The 18,051-nt window shown below is 63.1% G+C and carries 13 protein-coding genes, 3 tRNA genes and 1 pseudogene; 6 read left to right on the plus strand and 11 right to left on the minus strand.

Translation table 11 applies throughout. The features are described from left to right. Positions 1–6: 6 nt before the first annotated feature. The 10 genes and pseudogenes from nuoG to J2Y48_RS21185 form a co-directional block, all read right to left on the minus strand. A complete protein-coding gene (gene nuoG, locus J2Y48_RS21140; protein WP_310422111.1) occupies positions 7–2,085 on the minus strand; it encodes an NADH-quinone oxidoreductase subunit NuoG in 2,079 nt (692 codons plus the stop codon). 292 nt (positions 2,086–2,377) lie between these two features. Then, complete coding sequence (gene nuoF, locus J2Y48_RS21145) at positions 2,378–3,682, minus strand: NADH-quinone oxidoreductase subunit NuoF (protein WP_310422114.1); 1,305 nt, start codon at positions 3,680–3,682, stop codon at positions 2,378–2,380. 13 nt (positions 3,683–3,695) lie between these two features. After that, positions 3,696–4,445: pseudogene (nuoE, locus tag J2Y48_RS21150) on the minus strand (NADH-quinone oxidoreductase subunit NuoE); the annotation flags it as partial. A 15-nt stretch (positions 4,446–4,460) separates the two neighbouring features. After that, positions 4,461–4,733, minus strand: a complete 273-nt coding sequence (locus J2Y48_RS21155; protein WP_310422117.1) for a hypothetical protein — start codon at positions 4,731–4,733, stop codon at positions 4,461–4,463. Then, complete coding sequence (locus J2Y48_RS21160) at positions 4,733–5,923, minus strand: NADH-quinone oxidoreductase subunit D (protein WP_310422119.1); 1,191 nt, start codon at positions 5,921–5,923, stop codon at positions 4,733–4,735. Before J2Y48_RS21160 ends, J2Y48_RS21155 begins: the two co-directional genes overlap by 1 nt. A gap of 47 nt (positions 5,924–5,970) precedes the next feature. Next, positions 5,971–6,576, minus strand: coding sequence for an NADH-quinone oxidoreductase subunit C (locus J2Y48_RS21165; protein ID WP_310422122.1), 606 nt, complete (start codon positions 6,574–6,576; stop codon positions 5,971–5,973). Between the two features lie 18 nt (positions 6,577–6,594). Further along, entirely contained in the window at positions 6,595–7,173 is a 579-nt protein-coding gene (locus J2Y48_RS21170; RefSeq protein ID WP_108004645.1) for an NADH-quinone oxidoreductase subunit B family protein, read from the minus strand. Further along, on the minus strand, positions 7,164–7,529 hold the full coding sequence (locus J2Y48_RS21175) for an NADH-quinone oxidoreductase subunit A (RefSeq protein WP_310422127.1): 366 nt from the start codon (positions 7,527–7,529) through the stop codon (positions 7,164–7,166). The genes J2Y48_RS21170 and J2Y48_RS21175 overlap by 10 nt, the downstream gene beginning before the upstream one ends. 396 nt (positions 7,530–7,925) lie before the next feature. Further along, positions 7,926–8,002 (minus strand) — tRNA-Asp (locus J2Y48_RS21180). A gap of 54 nt (positions 8,003–8,056) precedes the next feature. After that, positions 8,057–8,133: transfer RNA gene (locus tag J2Y48_RS21185), tRNA-Asp, on the minus strand. A 475-nt stretch (positions 8,134–8,608) separates the two neighbouring features. On the opposite strand from J2Y48_RS21185, the gene J2Y48_RS21190 reads away from it, so the two are divergent. Further along, positions 8,609–8,684 (plus strand) — tRNA-Val (locus J2Y48_RS21190). A gap of 130 nt (positions 8,685–8,814) precedes the next feature. Then, positions 8,815–10,014: an amidohydrolase family protein gene (locus J2Y48_RS21195; protein ID WP_310422130.1), complete on the plus strand. Its 1,200-nt coding sequence runs from the start codon at positions 8,815–8,817 to the stop codon at positions 10,012–10,014. Positions 10,015–10,117: 103 nt separating this feature from the next. Here the strand turns inward: J2Y48_RS21195 and wrbA are convergent, their stop codons facing one another. Next, positions 10,118–10,717: an NAD(P)H:quinone oxidoreductase type IV gene (gene wrbA, locus J2Y48_RS21200; protein WP_310422133.1), complete on the minus strand. Its 600-nt coding sequence runs from the start codon at positions 10,715–10,717 to the stop codon at positions 10,118–10,120. 173 nt (positions 10,718–10,890) lie between these two features. Between wrbA and J2Y48_RS21205 the strand changes: the two genes are divergently transcribed. From J2Y48_RS21205 to J2Y48_RS21220, 4 genes are all read left to right on the plus strand, one after another. After that, entirely contained in the window at positions 10,891–11,646 is a 756-nt protein-coding gene (locus J2Y48_RS21205) for a competence/damage-inducible protein A (RefSeq protein ID WP_310422136.1), read from the plus strand. A 220-nt stretch (positions 11,647–11,866) separates the two neighbouring features. After that, entirely contained in the window at positions 11,867–12,709 is an 843-nt protein-coding gene (locus J2Y48_RS21210) for a universal stress protein (RefSeq protein WP_310422140.1), read from the plus strand. Between the two features lie 175 nt (positions 12,710–12,884). After that, the gene (gene gpt, locus J2Y48_RS21215) at positions 12,885–13,382 is read left to right on the plus strand and encodes a xanthine phosphoribosyltransferase (protein WP_310422143.1); all 498 of its coding nucleotides are present in this window, start codon (positions 12,885–12,887) and stop codon (positions 13,380–13,382) included. Between the two features lie 852 nt (positions 13,383–14,234). Further along, positions 14,235–18,047, plus strand: a complete 3,813-nt coding sequence (locus J2Y48_RS21220; protein WP_310422146.1) for a vitamin B12-dependent ribonucleotide reductase — start codon at positions 14,235–14,237, stop codon at positions 18,045–18,047. Positions 18,048–18,051 lie beyond the last annotated feature (4 nt).

Raw genomic sequence — 18,051 nt, forward strand, 5'->3', positions numbered from 1 at the left:
CTGCGCTTATTCCGCCGCGGCTTTGAAGTTGTTGCGGGCGAGTGCCGAGCATTCGGCCATGACCGCAGAGGCGCGCGCTATCGGGTTCGTCAAATAGAAGTCTTTGACCGGAGAAGCAAATCCGGATTTGGTCATCTTCCCGCCTTTTTTCGCAAGTGCCGCAAGATCTGCGCCGTTGCCCGCAGCGATCTCGTTGATCTCGGCGAAATGCGGATGGGCCGCATAGAGCTTGGCGCGCAGCTGCGCCAGCGAATCGAACGGCAGTTTCTTGCCGAGTACGTCGGAAAGCGCACGCAGGATCGCCCAGTCCTCGCGAGCCTCGCCCGGGGCGAAGCCGGCGCGATTGCCCATCTGGGACCGGCCCTCCGTATTCACCCAGGTGCCCGATTTTTCCGTATAGGTCGCACCCGGCAGGATGACGTCGGCGGCATGCGCAGCGTTGTCGCCGTGCGAGCCGATATAGACGGTGAAGGCGGTCTTCTTCGAGAAGTCCATTTCATCCGCACCGAGCAGGAACAGAACGTCGGTCTCGGTCAGCATCTCGGAAGCCGTCTTGCCCCCCTCGCCCGGCACCAGACCGAGGTCGAGGCCACCGACGCGGGACGCTGCCGTGTGGAGAACCGCCAGCCCGTTCCATTCGCCGGAAATCGCACCGACACTTTCCGCGAGCTTCACGACATTGCCCAGCACCGCCAGCCCGTCGGCGCGCGAAAGGGCGCCCTGGCCGACGATGATCATGGGGCGCTTCGCGTTCTTCAGCGTCTCGCCGAACTTGTTTGTCCCGTCCAGCAGCCCGGAAAGCGTCTCCGGTCCGGAGCCCAGATATTCGTAGCCATAACGCAGCTCAGCCTGCTCGCCGATCACGCCGATCGGGAAGCCATCCATGCGCCAGCGCTTGCGGATACGGGCGTTCAGCACTGCCGCCTCAACGCGCGGATTGGCGCCGACGATCAGCAGCGCATCGGCCTGCTCGATGCCGGCGATGGTCGGGTTGAAAATGTAGCTGGCGCGGCCGAAGGCCGGGTGCAGCGCGGTGCCGTCCTGGCGGCAATCGATATTGGCCGAGCCGAGCGAAGCCACCAGTTCGCGCAGCGCATACATTTCCTCGACCGAAGCGAGATCGCCGGCGATCGCACCGATCCGCTCACCCGGCTTGCCTGCTACGGCTGCCTTGATGGCGCCAAAGGCTTCCGCCCATGTCGCCGGCTGCAGGCGACCGTCCTTGCGGACATAGGGGCGGTCGAGACGCTGGGTTCTGAGGCCGTCCCAGATATAGCGGGTCTTGTCGGAGATCCACTCCTCGTTGACGTCCTCGTTGATCCGCGGCAGCACGCGCATGACCTCGCGGCCGCGAGTATCGACGCGGATTGCCGAGCCGACGGCGTCCATCACGTCAATCGACTCGGTCTTGTTCAACTCCCAGGGACGCGCGGTAAAGGCGAACGGCTTGGAGGTCAGCGCACCGACCGGGCAGAGGTCGACGATGTTGCCCTGCAACTCCGAGGTCATCGCCTGTTCGAGATAGGTGGTGATTTCCGCGTCTTCGCCACGGCCGATCAGGCCGAGCTCGCTGATGCCGGCGACTTCCGTGCTGAAACGGACGCAGCGCGTGCAGTGGATGCAGCGGTTCATGATCGTCTTGACGAGCGGCCCGATGTACTTGTCCTCGACGGCGCGCTTGTTTTCCTGATAGCGCGAACTGTCGATCCCGAAGGCCATCGCCTGGTCCTGCAGGTCGCATTCGCCACCCTGGTCGCAGATCGGGCAATCGAGCGGATGGTTGATCAGCAGGAACTCCATCACCCCTTCGCGGGCCTTCTTGACCATCGGCGTCGTGGTGAAGACTTCCGGTGCCTCGCCGTTCGGGCCGGGGCGCAGGTCGCGCACGCTCATCGCGCATGAAGCGGCCGGCTTCGGCGGACCACCCTTCACCTCGACCAGACACATGCGGCAGTTGCCGGCCACCGACAGCCGCTCGTGGAAACAGAAGCGCGGAACTTCGGCACCGGCCTCCTCGCACGCCTGCAACAGCGTGAAATGATCCGGAACCTCGATCTCTTTTCCGTCGACTTTCAGTATTGCCATATCCGTCTTCCCGCTTTCCACGCGAGGCTTGCAAACTTGCAAGCGCCATATCCTTTGCGGCCGTTACAGGTTCTCACCCGCCCCGACCGCGCCAGTTCGTTCCGTTGCCGTCTCAGGCGAGCTTCAGCTCCATGCCTTCGCCAGCTTGCCTGCTCCACCCGGCGTCGCGGGCAACAGCGCCCGTCGATGCCGAGTTCGGCTGGATCCTTCAGGTCTTCGGCCACACCGGCGTCAGATCCGCCAGCCGGACCTGGATCGCTGCTGCTTCCAGTCCGCCGGCTTCGTCACCGCCCTACTCCGCCGCCTCGAGCACAGCCCCGTGCGCCATCGCCCTGTGGGTGTACTGATCGATCCGCTTTTCGATTTCCGGGCGGAAGTTGCGGATCAGACCCTGAACCGGCCAGGCCGCAGCGTCGCCGAGCGCGCAGATCGTGTGACCCTCGATCTGCTTGGAAACGTCGAACAGCATGTCGATCTCGCGCTTCTGCGCATGGCCCTTGGCCATCCGCTCGAGCACGCGCCACATCCAGCCGGTGCCTTCGCGGCACGGCGTGCACTGGCCGCAGCTCTCGTGCTTGAAGAAGGCCGAGATGCGGGCAATCGCCTTGATGATGTCGGTGGACTTATCCATCACGATCGCTGCCGCGGTACCGAAGGACGACTTCACCTCACGCAGGCCGTCGAAATCCAACGGGCAGTCGATGATGTCCTCGGCCTTGACGACCGGACAGGACGCACCGCCGGGGATCACGGCGAGCAGGTTGTCCCAGCCGCCGCGGATGCCGCCGGCATGCTTGTCGACCAGTTCGCGGAAGGTGATGCCCATCGCCTCTTCGACCGTGCAGGGACGGTTGACGTGGCCGGAGAGCATGAACAGCTTCGTGCCGACGTTGTTCGGGCGGCCGATCGACGAGAACCAGCTCGCCCCGCGCCGCAGGATAGTCGGGGCGACGGCGATCGATTCGACGTTGTTGACCGTCGTCGGGCAGCCGTAGAGGCCCATATTGGCGGGGAACGGCGGCTTCAGGCGCGGCTGGCCCTTCTTGCCCTCGAGGCTTTCCAGCAGCGCGGTTTCCTCGCCGCAGATGTAGGCGCCGGCGCCGTGATGGAGGAAGACGTCGATGTCCCAGCCGTTTTTGTTGTTCTTGCCGAGCAGGCCGGCGTCATAGCACTCGTCGATGGCTGCCTGCAGCGCCTCGCGCTCGCGCATGTATTCGCCGCGGATGTAGATGTAGGCGGTATGGGCGCCCATGGCGAAGCTGGCGATCACGCAGCCTTCGATCAGCGTATGCGGATCGTTGCGCATGATGTCGCGGTCCTTGCAGGTGCCGGGCTCGGACTCGTCGGCGTTGACGACGAGATAGTGCGGCCGGCCGTCGCTCTCCTTCGGCATGAAGGACCACTTCAGGCCGGTCGGGAAGCCGGCGCCGCCGCGACCGCGAAGCCCGGAGGCCTTCATCTCGTTGATGATCCAGTCCCGGCCCTTTTCGAGAATCTGCTTGGTGCCGTCCCAATGGCCGCGCGCCATTGCTCCCTTCAAGGACTTGTCCTTCAGGCCATAGAGATTGGTGAAGATGCGATCTTGATCCTTAAGCATGATTCACCTTTCAGCGCGGCTTCTTGGGCGTCTTGAGCGCCGGGTTCGTCTCGGCCGCGTCCGTCTTGACGCGCGCAGCCTTCGACGGAGGAACGCTCACGGCCTCCTCGGCGCTCTTTTTAGAGCGCGGTGCGGACTTTGCGGCCGAGGGCTCGTCTCCGTTCAACGTGGTCGGGCCGCCCTCAGGCGCCGAAAGAACGCGATCGACCTGCGGACCCGGCTTGACCTCTGCACCGCGACCGGCCTCGAACTGATTGATGATCTCTTCAAGCCGCGCAGGCGTCAGGTCCTCGTAGGCGTCCTTGAAGATCATGACCATCGGCGCATTCACGCAGGCACCCTGGCACTCGACCTCTTCCCACGACAGCGTGCCGCCGGCATTGGTCTCAAACGGCTCCGGATGGATCTTGTGCTTGCAGACATTGATCAGGTCCTCGGCGCCGCGCAGCATGCACGGCGTCGTGCCGCAGACCTGAACGTGCGCACGTGTCCCGACCGGCTTCAGCTGGAACTGGGTGTAGAAAGTCGCCACTTCCAGGACGCGGATATAGGGCATCCCGAGCATGTCGGCGATCGCCTCGATCGCCACCTTGGTGACCCAGCCGTCCTGCTCCTGCGCCCGCATCAGAAGCGGAATCACGGCCGACTGTTCGCGGCCCTTCGGATATTTCTTGATCGTTTCCTTCGCCCAGGCCGCATTCTCCTCGGAGAAGGCGAAGCTTGCGGGCTGGACGGCCTCATCGGCCAATCGACGAACAGACATTCTTTCGCGCCTTATTCAGTTGATCAGCCCGCAGCGCGTCGTCGTCACGGTGACGAACTGACAGGCATAGGCCGACTTCTCTTTCTGCATGAACACAATGTAACGGCTGCTGGCTTGAGCAGTGCCCTTGATCTCGTAACCATCGGCGAGGAGCTGCGCCATCGTGGTATTCTGCGCCTGCGAGCCGCCCTGCCCGGTCACGGCATCGAGACCGGTTCCGGCGTCCTGGGCGCTAGCCGCGTATGACGAGGCGATCAATGCTGCGAGGGCAAAGCTCAAGCGACGCATCAGCGGTCCACCTCACCGAAAACGATATCGAGAGACCCGAGGATGGCGGAGACGTCCGCCAGCATGTGCCCCCGGCAGATGAAATCCATAGCCTGCAGATGCGCATAACCCGGAGCGCGGATCTTGCAGCGGTACGGCTTGTTGGAACCGTCAGCGACGAGATAGACGCCGAACTCGCCCTTTGGCGCCTCGACCGCGGCATAGACCTCGCCCTCAGGCACGTGATAACCCTCGGTGTAGAGCTTGAAGTGGTGGATCAGCGCTTCCATCGACCGCTTCATCTGTCCGCGCTTCGGCGGCACGATCTTGCCGTCGAGCGAAGAGACCGGGCCGACCCTGGCATCGCCCAGCAGGCGATCGACGCACTGGCGCATGATCTTCGCCGACTGGCGCATCTCGATCATGCGGATGACATACCGATCATAACAGTCGCCGTTCTTGCCGATCGGAATATCGAAATCGAGCTCCGAATAGCACTCGTAGGGCTGCGAGCGACGCAGGTCCCAGGCAGCTCCGGAACCACGGACCATCACGCCGGAGAAGCCCCAGGCCCAGCAGTCTTCCAGACTTACGACGCCAATATCGACGTTGCGCTGCTTGAAGATGCGGTTGCCGGTCAACAGTTCATCGATGTCATCGACCGTCTTCAGGAACGGATCGATCCAATTGCCGATGTCCTCGACGAGCTGGTCCGGAATATCCTGATGGATGCCGCCGGGACGGAAATAGGCCGAGTGCATCCGCGCGCCACTGGCGCGCTCGTAAAACACCATCAGCTTTTCGCGCTCCTCAAAGCCCCAGAGCGGCGGCGTCAGCGCGCCGACGTCCATGGCCTGTGTGGTGACGTTGAGAAGATGCGACAGGATGCGGCCGATCTCCGAGTAGAGCACGCGGATCAACTGGCCACGGATCGGCACCTCGACGCCAAGCAGCCGCTCGACTGCGAGCGCGAAGGCATGCTCCTGATTCATCGGCGCCACGTAGTCGAGGCGGTCGAAATAGGGAACGGCCTGCAGGTAGGTCTTCGTCTCGATCAGCTTCTCGGTGCCGCGATGGAGAAGGCCAATATGCGGATCGACGCGCTCGACAACCTCGCCGTCCAGCTCAAGCACGAGGCGAAGAACGCCATGCGCCGCAGGATGTTGTGGGCCGAAGTTAATGTTAAAGTTGCGGACGTTGTGTTCCGTCATACCGCTGCTCCAATGGGCGCCGCATCAACCGATGCGCGCCACAGAAATCAATTCGTCTTCGCCTTCTCATCGCCTGGCAGCACGTAGTCCGTGCCTTCCCAGGGCGACAGGAAGTCGAAGTTGCGGAATTCCTGCCGAAGGTGCACCGGTTCATAGACAACTCGCTTGACCGCGTCGTCATAGCGAACCTCGACGAATCCCGTGGTCGGGAAATCCTTGCGAAGCGGATAGCCCTCGAAACCGTAATCCGTCAGGATCCTGCGGAGGTCGGGATGGCCGGTGAACAGGATGCCGTACATGTCGTAGGCTTCACGCTCGAACCAGTCGGCACCCGGATAGACACCGCATGCGGAGGGAACCGGCTCGTCCTCGCCGGTCGCGACCTTTACCCGCACACGAATGTTCTGCCGCGGGGAAAGCAGGTGATAGACGACGTCGAATCGCTCTTCGCGCGCCGGCCAATCGACGCCGCAGACATCGATGAGGTTGACGAAGCCGCACTGCACGTCGTCGCGCAGGAACGTCAGAAGCGCGATGACATTGTCCCGGGTCGTCGTCAGGGTCAGTTCGCCATAGGCAAGCTTGGTGGCAGAAATCAGCTTTCCGCGCACCTCACCGAGATAGGAAGCAAGTTCCTGAAGAGCTTCGCTCATTGTGTCTGTCCCCTGCCCTTAGCGCTCGATCGTGCCGGTGCGGCGGATCTTCTTCTGCAACAGGAGCACGCCGTAGAGCAGCGCTTCCGCCGTCGGAGGACAGCCCGGCACATAGATGTCGACCGGCACGACGCGGTCACAGCCGCGCACCACCGAATAGGAGTAGTGGTAATAGCCGCCGCCGTTCGCGCACGAGCCCATCGAGATCACGTAGCGCGGCTCGGGCATCTGGTCATAGACCTTGCGCAGCGCCGGGGCCATCTTGTTGGTCAGCGTGCCGGCAACGATCATGACGTCCGACTGGCGCGGCGAGGCGCGCGGCGCAAAACCGAAGCGCTCGACGTCATAGCGCGGCATTGACATCTGCATCATCTCGACCGCACAGCACGCAAGGCCGAAGGTCATCCACATCAGCGAGCCGGTCCGCGCCCAGTTGATCAGTTCGTCCGTGGACGTGACCAAAAAGCCCTTGTCAGCCAGTTCGTTGTTGATCTCGCCGAAGAACGCGTCGTCGCTGCCAACCGGCTTGCCGGTCGCGGGATCGATGATCCCCTTGGCCCGCGGGGCCACGAGCGTGGTGCCGGAGGTCAATTCCATTCCAGCGCTCCCTTCTTCCATTCGTAGATGAAGCCGATGGTGAGCACCAGGAGGAAGACCATCATCGACCAGAAGCCGAACCAGCCCAGATCATGGAACGAGACCGCCCAGGGAAAGAGAAACGCGACCTCGAGATCGAAGATGATGAAGAGAATCGACACCAGATAAAAGCGGACGTCGAATTTCATGCGCGCATCGTCGAAGGCGTTGAAGCCGCACTCATAGGCCGAAAGCTTTTCCGAATCGGGGGCCTTGTATGCGACGGCAAAGGGCGCAATGAGCAGCGCGATGCCGATCACGAGGGCGATACCGATAAAGATGGCGATCGGGATGTAGGATCCGAGAAGTTCAGTCATTGTCGTCCGTCCTGCTTGCGTCGGGCGCGGGATGAGCGCCCCCGGGCCTGATGACCGCAAGCCGAGAAAGTATGTTGCAACGGCACGTCGTTAGCGCAGTGAGCGCCCCCGCGCAAGGCTTTGGTCCGGCATTACCCCGATCATTGCGCACAATTCGCCGGCCCCGCGCCTCGGCGAGAAATGGAACCTGACAAACATCATGGGCAAGCGCCGAAAGCACCGAGCATCGCCTGTCGCCGCGGCGGGCCACAAAGATGTGCGCCGCCTCCCTAGAACGCGCACCACGTTCCGCTCGACTCAGCCAGGAGCCCGAAGCTGCGGACGCCAAAAGAAACAGCGCCCGTCGCGCTGCCTTACCACTTCCGACAGAGATCAGATCGACTATGGGAAATACGATGGCGCGAGTGACGGGGCTCGAACCCGCGACCTCCGGCGTGACAGGCCGGCACTCTAACCGACTGAGCTACACCCGCGCATGTTGGCCGTTGCGGCCATGATACCCCTTCAGGCGATCAGGACAAGTGAAATGGCGCGAGTGACGGGGCTCGAACCCGCGACCTCCGGCGTGACAGGCCGGCACTCTAACCGACTGAGCTACACCCGCATTTCTTTCAAACGTCCGATGCCGAGGCACCTCCCGAAGCGGCCGAAGCCGTTCGATGAGCGGCTAACTAAGGGGTTCGCTTTGGGGTGTCAAGCGGGTTTGAAAACAAAACGATGACACGGCGCGAATTGTTGAAAACCTCGCACGGATATCCCTAGCGCACCCGTGCGTGAGGCGCCGACAATTGCCAGCGAGAATACGAAGCCGCTGAACGTCGCGGCCGCCGGATGGGCAAGCGGACACTTATCCACATCTCGCCTCGGACCCCGACGCCCTGCCCCCGGCTCCCTGCCCCAGGGCGGCGAAGTCCGCTCGATCAACCGGATGCCGGCGATTTTGAGCGGGGATCGACCTACAGAGTTGCCAACGCCATTATCCCGTCCGCTCAGCCGGCCGCAAAAAAATCCTCAAAAAACATCATCAGGGCTCTTGCGGTTTCATTCGGTTCCGCATAGATCACGGCCACCAACGCGGCGGGCGATTAGCTCAGTTGGTAGAGCGCCTCGTTTACACCGAGGATGTCGGGAGTTCGAGTCTCTCATCGCCCACCACTTCTTCTTCCTATAAGCTGACTGTGTGCAGACCCTGCCAAACCCCGGCGGGGAACAGGTTTTGCGCGCGCTGTGAAGATGCGCGCGGCTGCAGCGGCGGCACGCCCTGCACATCGTCCAGGAGATTCCAATGACAACCGAAACGACCTTTCGTAACGCCAGGCAGACTGATGGACACCTGGTGGACATTCGTGTCTCCAACGGCACGATTCGGGCGATCGAAAGCACGGGAGTGCCGGCCGTCGGGGAAACATCGGTGGACCTGCTCGGGCGCCTCGTGATTCCCGGCCTCGTCGAGGGGCACATCCATCTGGACACCAGCTTCTATGGCGACGAATGGAAGCCGCACCGTCCCTGCACCAACGGATTCGACGTCCGCGAGCGGGTCGCGTTCCAGGCGGACAACATGGCGAAGGCGGCGCCGATGGGGGTGAGAGCCCGCAACCAGCTCGAACTGTGCATTGCCAACGGCGCCACGCACATGCGCAGCCATGTGATGGTCGACGGCTCGGTCGGCCTGAAGTCGCTGGAGACGATTCTCGCCGTGCGTGACGAATATCGCGACCGTATCGACATTCAGCTCGTCGCCTTTCCGCAAAGCGGCATCCTCTCCAGTCCGGGCACGCCGGAATTACTGGACGAAGCGATTGGAATGGGAGCCGACCTCGTCGGCGGGCTCGATCCGGCGAGCTTCGACCGGGACGTCGAGCGGCACCTCGACGTCGTGTTCGGTGTTGCCGAGAGGCGCGGCGTCGGTGTCGACATCCACCTGCACGACATGGGAACGCTCGGCATCTTCGAGATCGAACAGATTTGCGCACGGACACAGGCGCTCGGCATGAACGGCAAGGTGGCGATCAGCCACGCCTATGGCCTTGGCGACGTAGTTGAAGATCTTGCGAAACGCACCGGCGCCCTGCTCGCCCGATCCGGCGTCGCGATCATGACCAACGCGCCGGGCGACCACGCCTTTCCACCGGTGGCACTTCTTCGACGCGAGGGCGTGACCGTTTTCTCCGGCAGCGACAACATCCGCGATTCGTGGTGGCCGTTCGGCGACGGCGACATGCTCAGCCGGGCCTCGATCATCGCCTATCGCTCCGGCTTCTATACCGATGACCTGCTGTCCGCCGCGTTTGACGTCGTGACCGCGGCCGGGGCAAAGGCGCTCGGCATCGAGAACTACGGCATCCGTCCGGGCGCACGAGCCGATTTCGTCGTTCTCGACGCACCGCACATCCCGCAGGCCGTGGTCGAGGTACCGAAGGCGCGGGACGTCTACAAGGGCGGGCGGCTCGTGGCATCCAACGGGAAGATCGTCTCGGGCTGACGTCGCGATCGCCCACCTGTGCGGTTGCCCATCTGCTTACCATACGAAGAAGGGCGCGCTCGGCCGAGCGCGCCCTTTTTCGGTTTCAATATATAGCGTGAGCTCAGCCGGCGAGCTTCGCAGCGAGCTTTGCGACGTGGGCGCCCTGGAAACGGGCGGCGTCGAGTTCGACAGCCGAAGGCTGGCGCGAGCCGTCGCCGTCGGTGATCGTCGAAGCACCGTAGGGCGAGCCGCCCTTGACTTCATCGACGCCCATCTGGCCCTGGAAGGCGTAAGGCAAGCCGGCAACGACCATGCCGTGATGCAGGAACGTGGGGATGAAGCTCAGAAGGGTCGATTCCTGGCCACCGTGCTGGGTCGCGGACGAGGTGAACGCAGACCCGACCTTGCCCACGAGCTTGCCGTTGAACCACAGGCCGCCGGTCTGATCCCAGAAATTGCGCATCTGCGAAGCCACGGTGCCGAAGCGCGTGCCGGCGCCGACGATGATGGCGTCGTATTCTTCCAGTTCATCGATCGTGGCGATGGGAGCGGCCTGATCGAGCTTGAAATGCGAAGCCTTGGCGACCTCGTCCGGAACCAGCTCCGGTACACGCCGGATCGCGACGTCGGCGCCTGCGGATTTCGCGCCCTCAGCCACGGCATTCGCCATGGTTTCGATGTGCCCGTAGGCGGAGTAGTAAAGAACCAGTACTTTTGCCATTCTTCTTCTCTCATTGCGTAGAGGTAGCGGTCATTCCGCTGATTGCTGCAGCTGCGAACATGGAGCACATGCCGGGACAAAGCCAGCGCCCGCCACCGAAACAGACTGTTCGCGCAGAATTGACAATCACTTCGCCGCGTTGAACGAATCAACGACAATAAGGAATATTCCCAATGACTTCCGCCAAGCTCATCACCGCCGCGATGCTCGCCATCGGCGACGAACTGCTGTCCGGGCGCACCAAGGACCGCAACATCGGCCATCTGGCCGACATGCTCTTTCTCGCTGGAATCGACCTCAAGGAAGTGCGCATCGTCGGCGACGACGAGGAGATGATCGTCGACGCGCTGAACGCCCTGCGCCGCCGCTACGACTATGTCTTCACCTCCGGCGGCATCGGCCCTACCCATGATGACATTACCGCCGACGCGGTCGCCGCGGCGTTCGGCGTACTCTGCACGCACGATCCGGCCGCAATGGAACTGATGGCGGCGATGTATGCCCGTCGCGGCATGGAATTCAACGAGGCGCGCCAACGGATGGCGCGGATGCCGGTCGGCGCGAAACACATCCCAAACAGCGTCTCGACCGCCCCCGGCTTCAGCATCGGCAATGTGCATGTGATGGCCGGGGTACCGCAGGTCTTCGTCGCGATGCTGGAATCCCTCCTGCCGACGCTTAAGACCGGGACGCCGGTGCTTTCCCGCAGCATCGCCTCCCCGTTTGGCGAGGGCGACATCGGCACCCAGCTGACCGCCATCCAGAGGGCCCATCCCGAAACCTCGATCGGCTCCTATCCGCGGTTCGACGGAACACGCTTTTCGACCGAAATCGTCATCCGCAGCCGCGAAGAAGCCACGGCGTCTGCAGCCGAGAGGGACATCCTGGCGATGATCGCTGAGATCGCGGCGGCCAAGGCCGCCACTTGACCGACATCAAGGCCGGATTGCAACCGGCGGCGCAGATTGCATTGGCCTGACCGCGTCAGCATCGCAGATTGCGACGCCGACAGGAGACCAAATTCCGCATGCCTCTTGAATCGAAGGCGATTTGGGAGAAGGATCATGCAGAAATTCAACGCGTTACCGACCCGCTGCCGGAGGGTTGTTCCGTTCGGCGCGGCGCACCCCGACCGCAATGGAGACCGCAATGACATACAAGACCATCACCGCCGTGCTCAGTGTTGCGGAAGACGCTGAAAAGGTGACCCAGCACGCGCTCGCGCTTGCCGAGCGGCACGGCGCGCATCTGATCGGCGTGCACGCAGAGACACCGATCGTCGTCACGATCGCTGCACCGATGGAGTTCCCCGATCCGAACGCGATCATGGAACAGCAGGCGCAGGCGCAGGCGGTTTCGCGGACGATCCAGAAAACCTTCCGGACCCTGGCCCAACGCGCTGGCGTCCCCCACGAGTGGCGGCTTTTCACCGGTAGCGCCGGCTATAGTGCCAGCGGCGTCATCGACAGTGCGCGGGCGAGTGATCTGGTGGTGGCAGCGCAGTTGGACGCCAACGGCGACGGCCCTTCCCGCGCCGACATCGAGGACCTGCTCTACGAAAGCGGTCGGCCGCTCTGCCTCGTCTCCGATGCCGTCGCCGGTCCCGAGACGCCCGAACGCGTGCTGGTCGCCTGGAACGGCACGCGCGAATCGGCCCGCGCCGTCTTCGACGCACTGCCGCTGCTCAAGGAGGCGAGGGAGATCGAGATCTTCACGGTCGACGCCCACGACAGCGCTTCGGAGCATGCCGCCTTCTCCGGTGCCGAGATCGCCTCCACCCTCACGCGCCATGGCCTGACGGTGTCCATCAATTCCGTAAGTTCCGGCGGGGACACGGTCGCCCACGTCATCAACCGCCGCGTCAGCCAGACCGGCGCCAATCTGCTCGTCATGGGTGCCTTCAGCCATTCCTGGCTGCGGCACCGCCTGTTCGGGGGCGTCACCAGCGCAATGATGAAGGACCTGCGCGTGCCGGCGATCATGTCGCGCTAAGCTGATTTAGAGCACGGCGCGGCCCGCTGCACCTCCGAACCGGCTGCGATTCCGTCTCTTCGCTGTGGATCACCGGGCGACGGCGCAACTGCGCCGTTTCCCTTCGCGATGCAACTGCTCTAGAAAAGGCCGATCATCCGCATTTCCGCCGGACGCCCGGCGATAGGAGCCCGCCATGTCGCTTCCCGACAAAGCCTTTCCCGTATCCTGGGACCAGTTTCACCGCGACGCCCGGGCGCTTGCCTGGCGGCTGTCCGACAACGACCGCGAGTGGAGGGCGATCGTCTGCATCACGCGCGGCGGCCTCGTGCCTGCCGCGATCATCTCGCGCGAGCTCAACATCCGCCTGATCGAGACCGTCTGCGTCGCCTCCTATCACGACTACGTGTCGCAGGGCGAAATGCACGTGCTGAAGGGCGTCGCGCCGGAACTGCTGCAGAACGAAGGCGAAGGCATTCTGATCATCGACGACCTGACGGATACCGGCAAGACCGCCGCGCAGGTGCGCGCGATGCTGCCGAAGGCGCATTTTGCCGCCGTCTATGCCAAGCCGAAGGGCCGGCCGATGGTCGACACCTTCGTCACCGAGGTCAGCCAGGACACCTGGATCTATTTCCCCTGGGACATGGGTTTCAGCTACCAGGAACCGATTGCCAAGGGCACCCGCGGCTGACCGCCTGCCAACACCCTGCCCTTCTACGCTTCAGCCCTGCAATGCCGCCGTGGCAACGGCGGCATTGCCGTCTATTGGCTGCTGTACACATCGAAGCGAACACTGTCTGGCGGCGCTCTTCTTGCGACGGACGCGAACTGCCACCAGGCTGGCGGGCACGCGGCCATGGAAAAGAGGAAACCGCCGGTTCGCTCGTCCATTTTGTCACGCGGCTGGCCCTGCGCAGCCATCGGCCTAGTGAAACAGCGCGGGGAATGCACATCGCCGATCCGTTGCCAATTCCCCCCATGTGCGTTGCGCGGTTTTACCCTTAGTTTTGCCCCATTATTTCTTGGGCTATCCACACTTGTCTCGCACCCGCCGTGATCATCCGCTCGGAAACGCCTGATTTTGCAGCATTTGAACGATCTCCCCATTTTCCACAGGCAACGCACACAACATGTAGCGTCCACAAATCCGTCACAAACCACCCCTTGACGGAATCGGGTGCCATGGCGTTAATGGTTCTTAAGTTGCAACGGCGGCTGGGCCGGAGAGTTTAAAGTCCGGTTCATAAAATCAGGAAATCGCGATTGGTGACCATGCGTCAAGGTGGATGATCCGCCGCCGCAGGGGATGTTTTGCGCACGTTTTCTTGATCGCCGAAGCGGCCCATGAGGCTGGAATAAAGAAGTTGTTTACACTACATTTAGTGTTTGCAGCTAAACTCAGCACAAGATACAGGGTCTCGATAGATCGGGTTTCCCGCACACATTGAAGAGAGTTGGGGCAGGCTGCGAGACATTGCGGCCGCGCGGAACAATTGCGCCTGCGCACACGTACGCAGGAACGCTGACAGAAGGACAACGGACCATGCGCATAGAACGTCGCTTCACCAAGCAGGGCCAATCGGCCTATGCCGAGATCGAATTCCGCAAGGCCACCAGCGAGATCAAGAACCCGGACGGCTCGATCGTCTTCCGGCTCGCCGACATCGACGTTCCCGCCCAGTTCAGCCAGGTCGCAGCCGACATCCTGGCCCAGAAGTATTTCCGCAAGGCCGGCGTGCCGGCGCGCCTGAAGAAGGTCGAGGAGAACGACGTCCCCTCCTTCCTGTGGCGCTCCGTCCCCGACACCGACGCGCTGAAGGACCTGCCGAAGGAAGCCCAGTACGGCTCGGAGACCGACGCCCGCCAGGTGTTCGACCGTCTCGCCGGCACCTGGACCTACTGGGGCTGGAAGGGCGGCTACTTCGACAGCGAAGAAGACGCCTCCGCCTTCAAGGACGAGCTTGCCTACATGCTCGCCACCCAGCGCGTCGCCCCGAACTCGCCGCAGTGGTTCAACACCGGCCTGCACTGGGCCTATGGCATCGACGGCCCCGGCCAAGGCCATTTCTATGTCGACCCTTTCACCGGCAAGCTGACGAAGTCCAAGTCGGCCTACGAGCATCCGCAGCCGCACGCCTGCTTCATCCAGTCGGTCGAGGACGACCTCGTCAACGAGAACGGTATCATGGACCTGTGGGTGCGCGAGGCGCGCCTCTTCAAGTACGGCTCCGGCACCGGCTCCAACTTCTCGCACCTGCGCGGCGAAGGCGAAAAGCTGTCCGGCGGCGGCCGCTCCTCCGGCCTGATGAGCTTCCTGAAGATCGGCGACCGCGCCGCTGGCGCGATCAAGTCGGGCGGCACGACGCGCCGCGCCGCCAAGATGGTCGTGGTCGACATCGACCATCCGGACATCGAGGAATACATCAACTGGAAGGTCAAGGAAGAGCAGAAGGTCGCGGCGCTCGTCACCGGCTCGAAGATCGTCGCCGGCCACCTCAAGGCGATCATGAAGGCCTGCATCAACTGCTCGGCTGACAACGACGCCTGCTTCGACCCGAACGAGAACCCGGCGCTGAAGCGCGAGATCCGCGCCGCCAAGAAGAACCAGGTTCCGGAAAACTACATCAAGCGCGTCATCCAGTTCGCCAAGCAGGGCTACAAGGACATCGAGTTCAAGACCTACGACACGGACTGGGATTCGGAGGCCTACCTCACCGTTTCGGGCCAGAACTCGAACAACTCCGTCTCCATCAAGGACGACTTCCTGCGCGCCGTCGAGACTGACGGCGACTGGAACCTGACCGCCCGCAAGGACGGCCGCGTCATGAAGACGCTGAAGGCGCGCGACCTCTGGGAATCGATTTCCTACGCCGCCTGGGCGTCGGCCGACCCGGGCCTGCACTTCAACACGACGATGAACGACTGGCACACCTGCCCGGCTGCCGGCCCGATCCGCGCATCCAACCCGTGCTCGGAATACATGTTCCTCGACGACACGGCCTGCAACCTCGCCTCGCTGAACTTGCTGCAGTTCAAGGACGCAGCCACGAAGAACATCAACATCGCCGACTACGAGCATGCCGTCCGCCTGTGGACGATCGTTCTCGAAATCTCGGTGATGATGGCGCAGTTCCCGTCCCGCCAGATCGCCGAACTCTCCTACGAGTACCGCACGCTCGGCCTCGGCTATGCCAATATCGGCGGCCTGCTGATGTCGTCCGGCATCCCTTACGACTCGGCCGAGGGCCGTGCCATCTGCGGCGCGCTGACCGCGATCATGACTGGCGTTTGCTACGCGACGTCCGCCGAGATGGCCGGCGAGCTCGGCACCTTCCCGGGCTTTGCACCGAACCGCGACAACATGCTGCGCGTCATGCGCAACCATCGCCGCGCCGCCTATGGCGAGACGACCGGCTACGAAAATCTCTCGGTCGACCCGGTCGCCCTCCTCCATGACGACTGCCCAGACCAGGACCTGATCGTCCACGCAATGAGCGCCTGGGACAAGGCGGTCGAGCTCGGCGAAAAGCACGGCTATCGCAACGCGCAGGTCTCGGTGATCGCCCCGACCGGTACGATCGGCCTCGTGATGGACTGCGACACCACCGGCATCGAGCCCGACTTCGCGCTGGTCAAGTTCAAGAAGCTCGCCGGCGGCGGCTACTTCAAGATCATCAACCGCGCCGTTCCCGACGCGCTGCGCACGCTCGGCTACTCGGAAGCCCAGATTGCCGAGATCGAGGCCTATGCGGTCGGCCACGGCAACCTCAACCAGGCGCCCGGCGTCAACCCCGGCTCGCTGAAGGCCAAGGGTTTTTCGGACGAGAAGATCGCCGCCGTCAACGGCGCGTTGAAGAGTGCCTTCGACATCAAGTTCGTCTTCAACCAGTGGACGCTCGGCGCCGACTTCCTGAAGGACACCCTGAAGGTGTCCGACGAGCAGCTCGCCGACATGAGCTTCAACCTGCTCGAGCACATCGGCTTTGCGAAGAAGGACATCGAGGCAGCGAACATCCACGTCTGCGGCGCGATGACGCTCGAAGGCGCACCGTTCCTCAAGACCGAGCACCTGCCGGTGTTCGACTGCGCCAACCCCTGCGGCAAGATCGGCAAGCGCTACCTTTCGGTGGAAAGCCACATCCGCATGATGGCGGCCGCCCAGCCGTTCATCTCGGGCGCGATCTCCAAGACGATCAACATGCCGAACGAGGCGACCGTCGAGGATTGCGGCTCTGCCTACATGCTCTCGTGGAAGCTGGCGTTGAAGGCCAACGCCCTCTACCGCGATGGTTCGAAACTATCCCAGCCGCTCAACGCCTCGCTGATCGAGGACGAGGCGGACGAGGATGCGGTCGAGGAACTGCTGCAGGCCCCGGCTGCCGCCCAGGCGGTTGCCGTCACCGAGAAAATCATCGAGCGCGTGATCGAGAAGGTCACCCGCGAGCGCGAGAAGCTGCCGAACCGTCGCCAGGGCTACACCCAGAAGGCCGTCATCGGCGGGCACAAGGTCTACCTGCGCACCGGCGAATTCGGTGACGGCCGCCTTGGCGAGATCTTCATCGACATGCACAAGGAAGGTGCGGCCTTCCGCGCGATGATGAACAATTTCGCGATCGCCATCTCGCTCGGCCTGCAGTACGGCGTGCCGCTCGAGGAATATGTCGAGGCCTTCACCTTCACCAAGTTCGAGCCGGCCGGCATCGTCATCGGCAACGACGCGATCAAGAACGCCACCTCGATCCTCGACTATGTGTTCCGCGAGCTCGCCGTGTCCTATCTTGGCCGCAACGACCTCGCCCATGTCGACACGTCGGACTTCTCCAACACCGCACTCGGCAAGGGCATCCAAGAAGGCAAGACCAACCTGCTGGCGACCGGCTGGACGCGCGGCTACAAGCCGACCCTCGTCCTCGGCGGCGGCGGCGATCGCCCGCTTGGCGAGCCCAAGGGGGCCGCGACCGCCGCGCCCACCAAGGCCACATCTGCCGGCAACGTCACGTCTTTTGCTGGAAGCGCTGCGCGCAAGCTCGAGCCGACCGTTGCGATCTCCACCTCCGAAATCGTTGCTTTCAAGCGCGACTACGAGGAAAAGGCAGCGGAACTGGCCGAACAGGTCGCCGAAGAGGCTGCAAGCGAAGCCGAACCAAGCGTGACCGCCCTCTTCTCCGACAAGGCCCAGGCCGACGCGGCCGCGGCCAAGGCGGATGCGAAGAAGCTGGAGAACGAACGCCGGATGCGCTCGATCGCCCAGGGCTACACCGGCAGCATGTGCTCGGAGTGCCAGAATTTCACGATGGTGCGCAACGGCACGTGTGAGAAGTGCGACACGTGCGGTGCGACGAGCGGGTGCAGCTGAGCCA

Source organism: Mycoplana sp. BE70, assembly GCF_031455855.1.
In the GTDB taxonomy this organism is placed as follows: domain Bacteria; phylum Pseudomonadota; class Alphaproteobacteria; order Rhizobiales; family Rhizobiaceae; genus Mycoplana.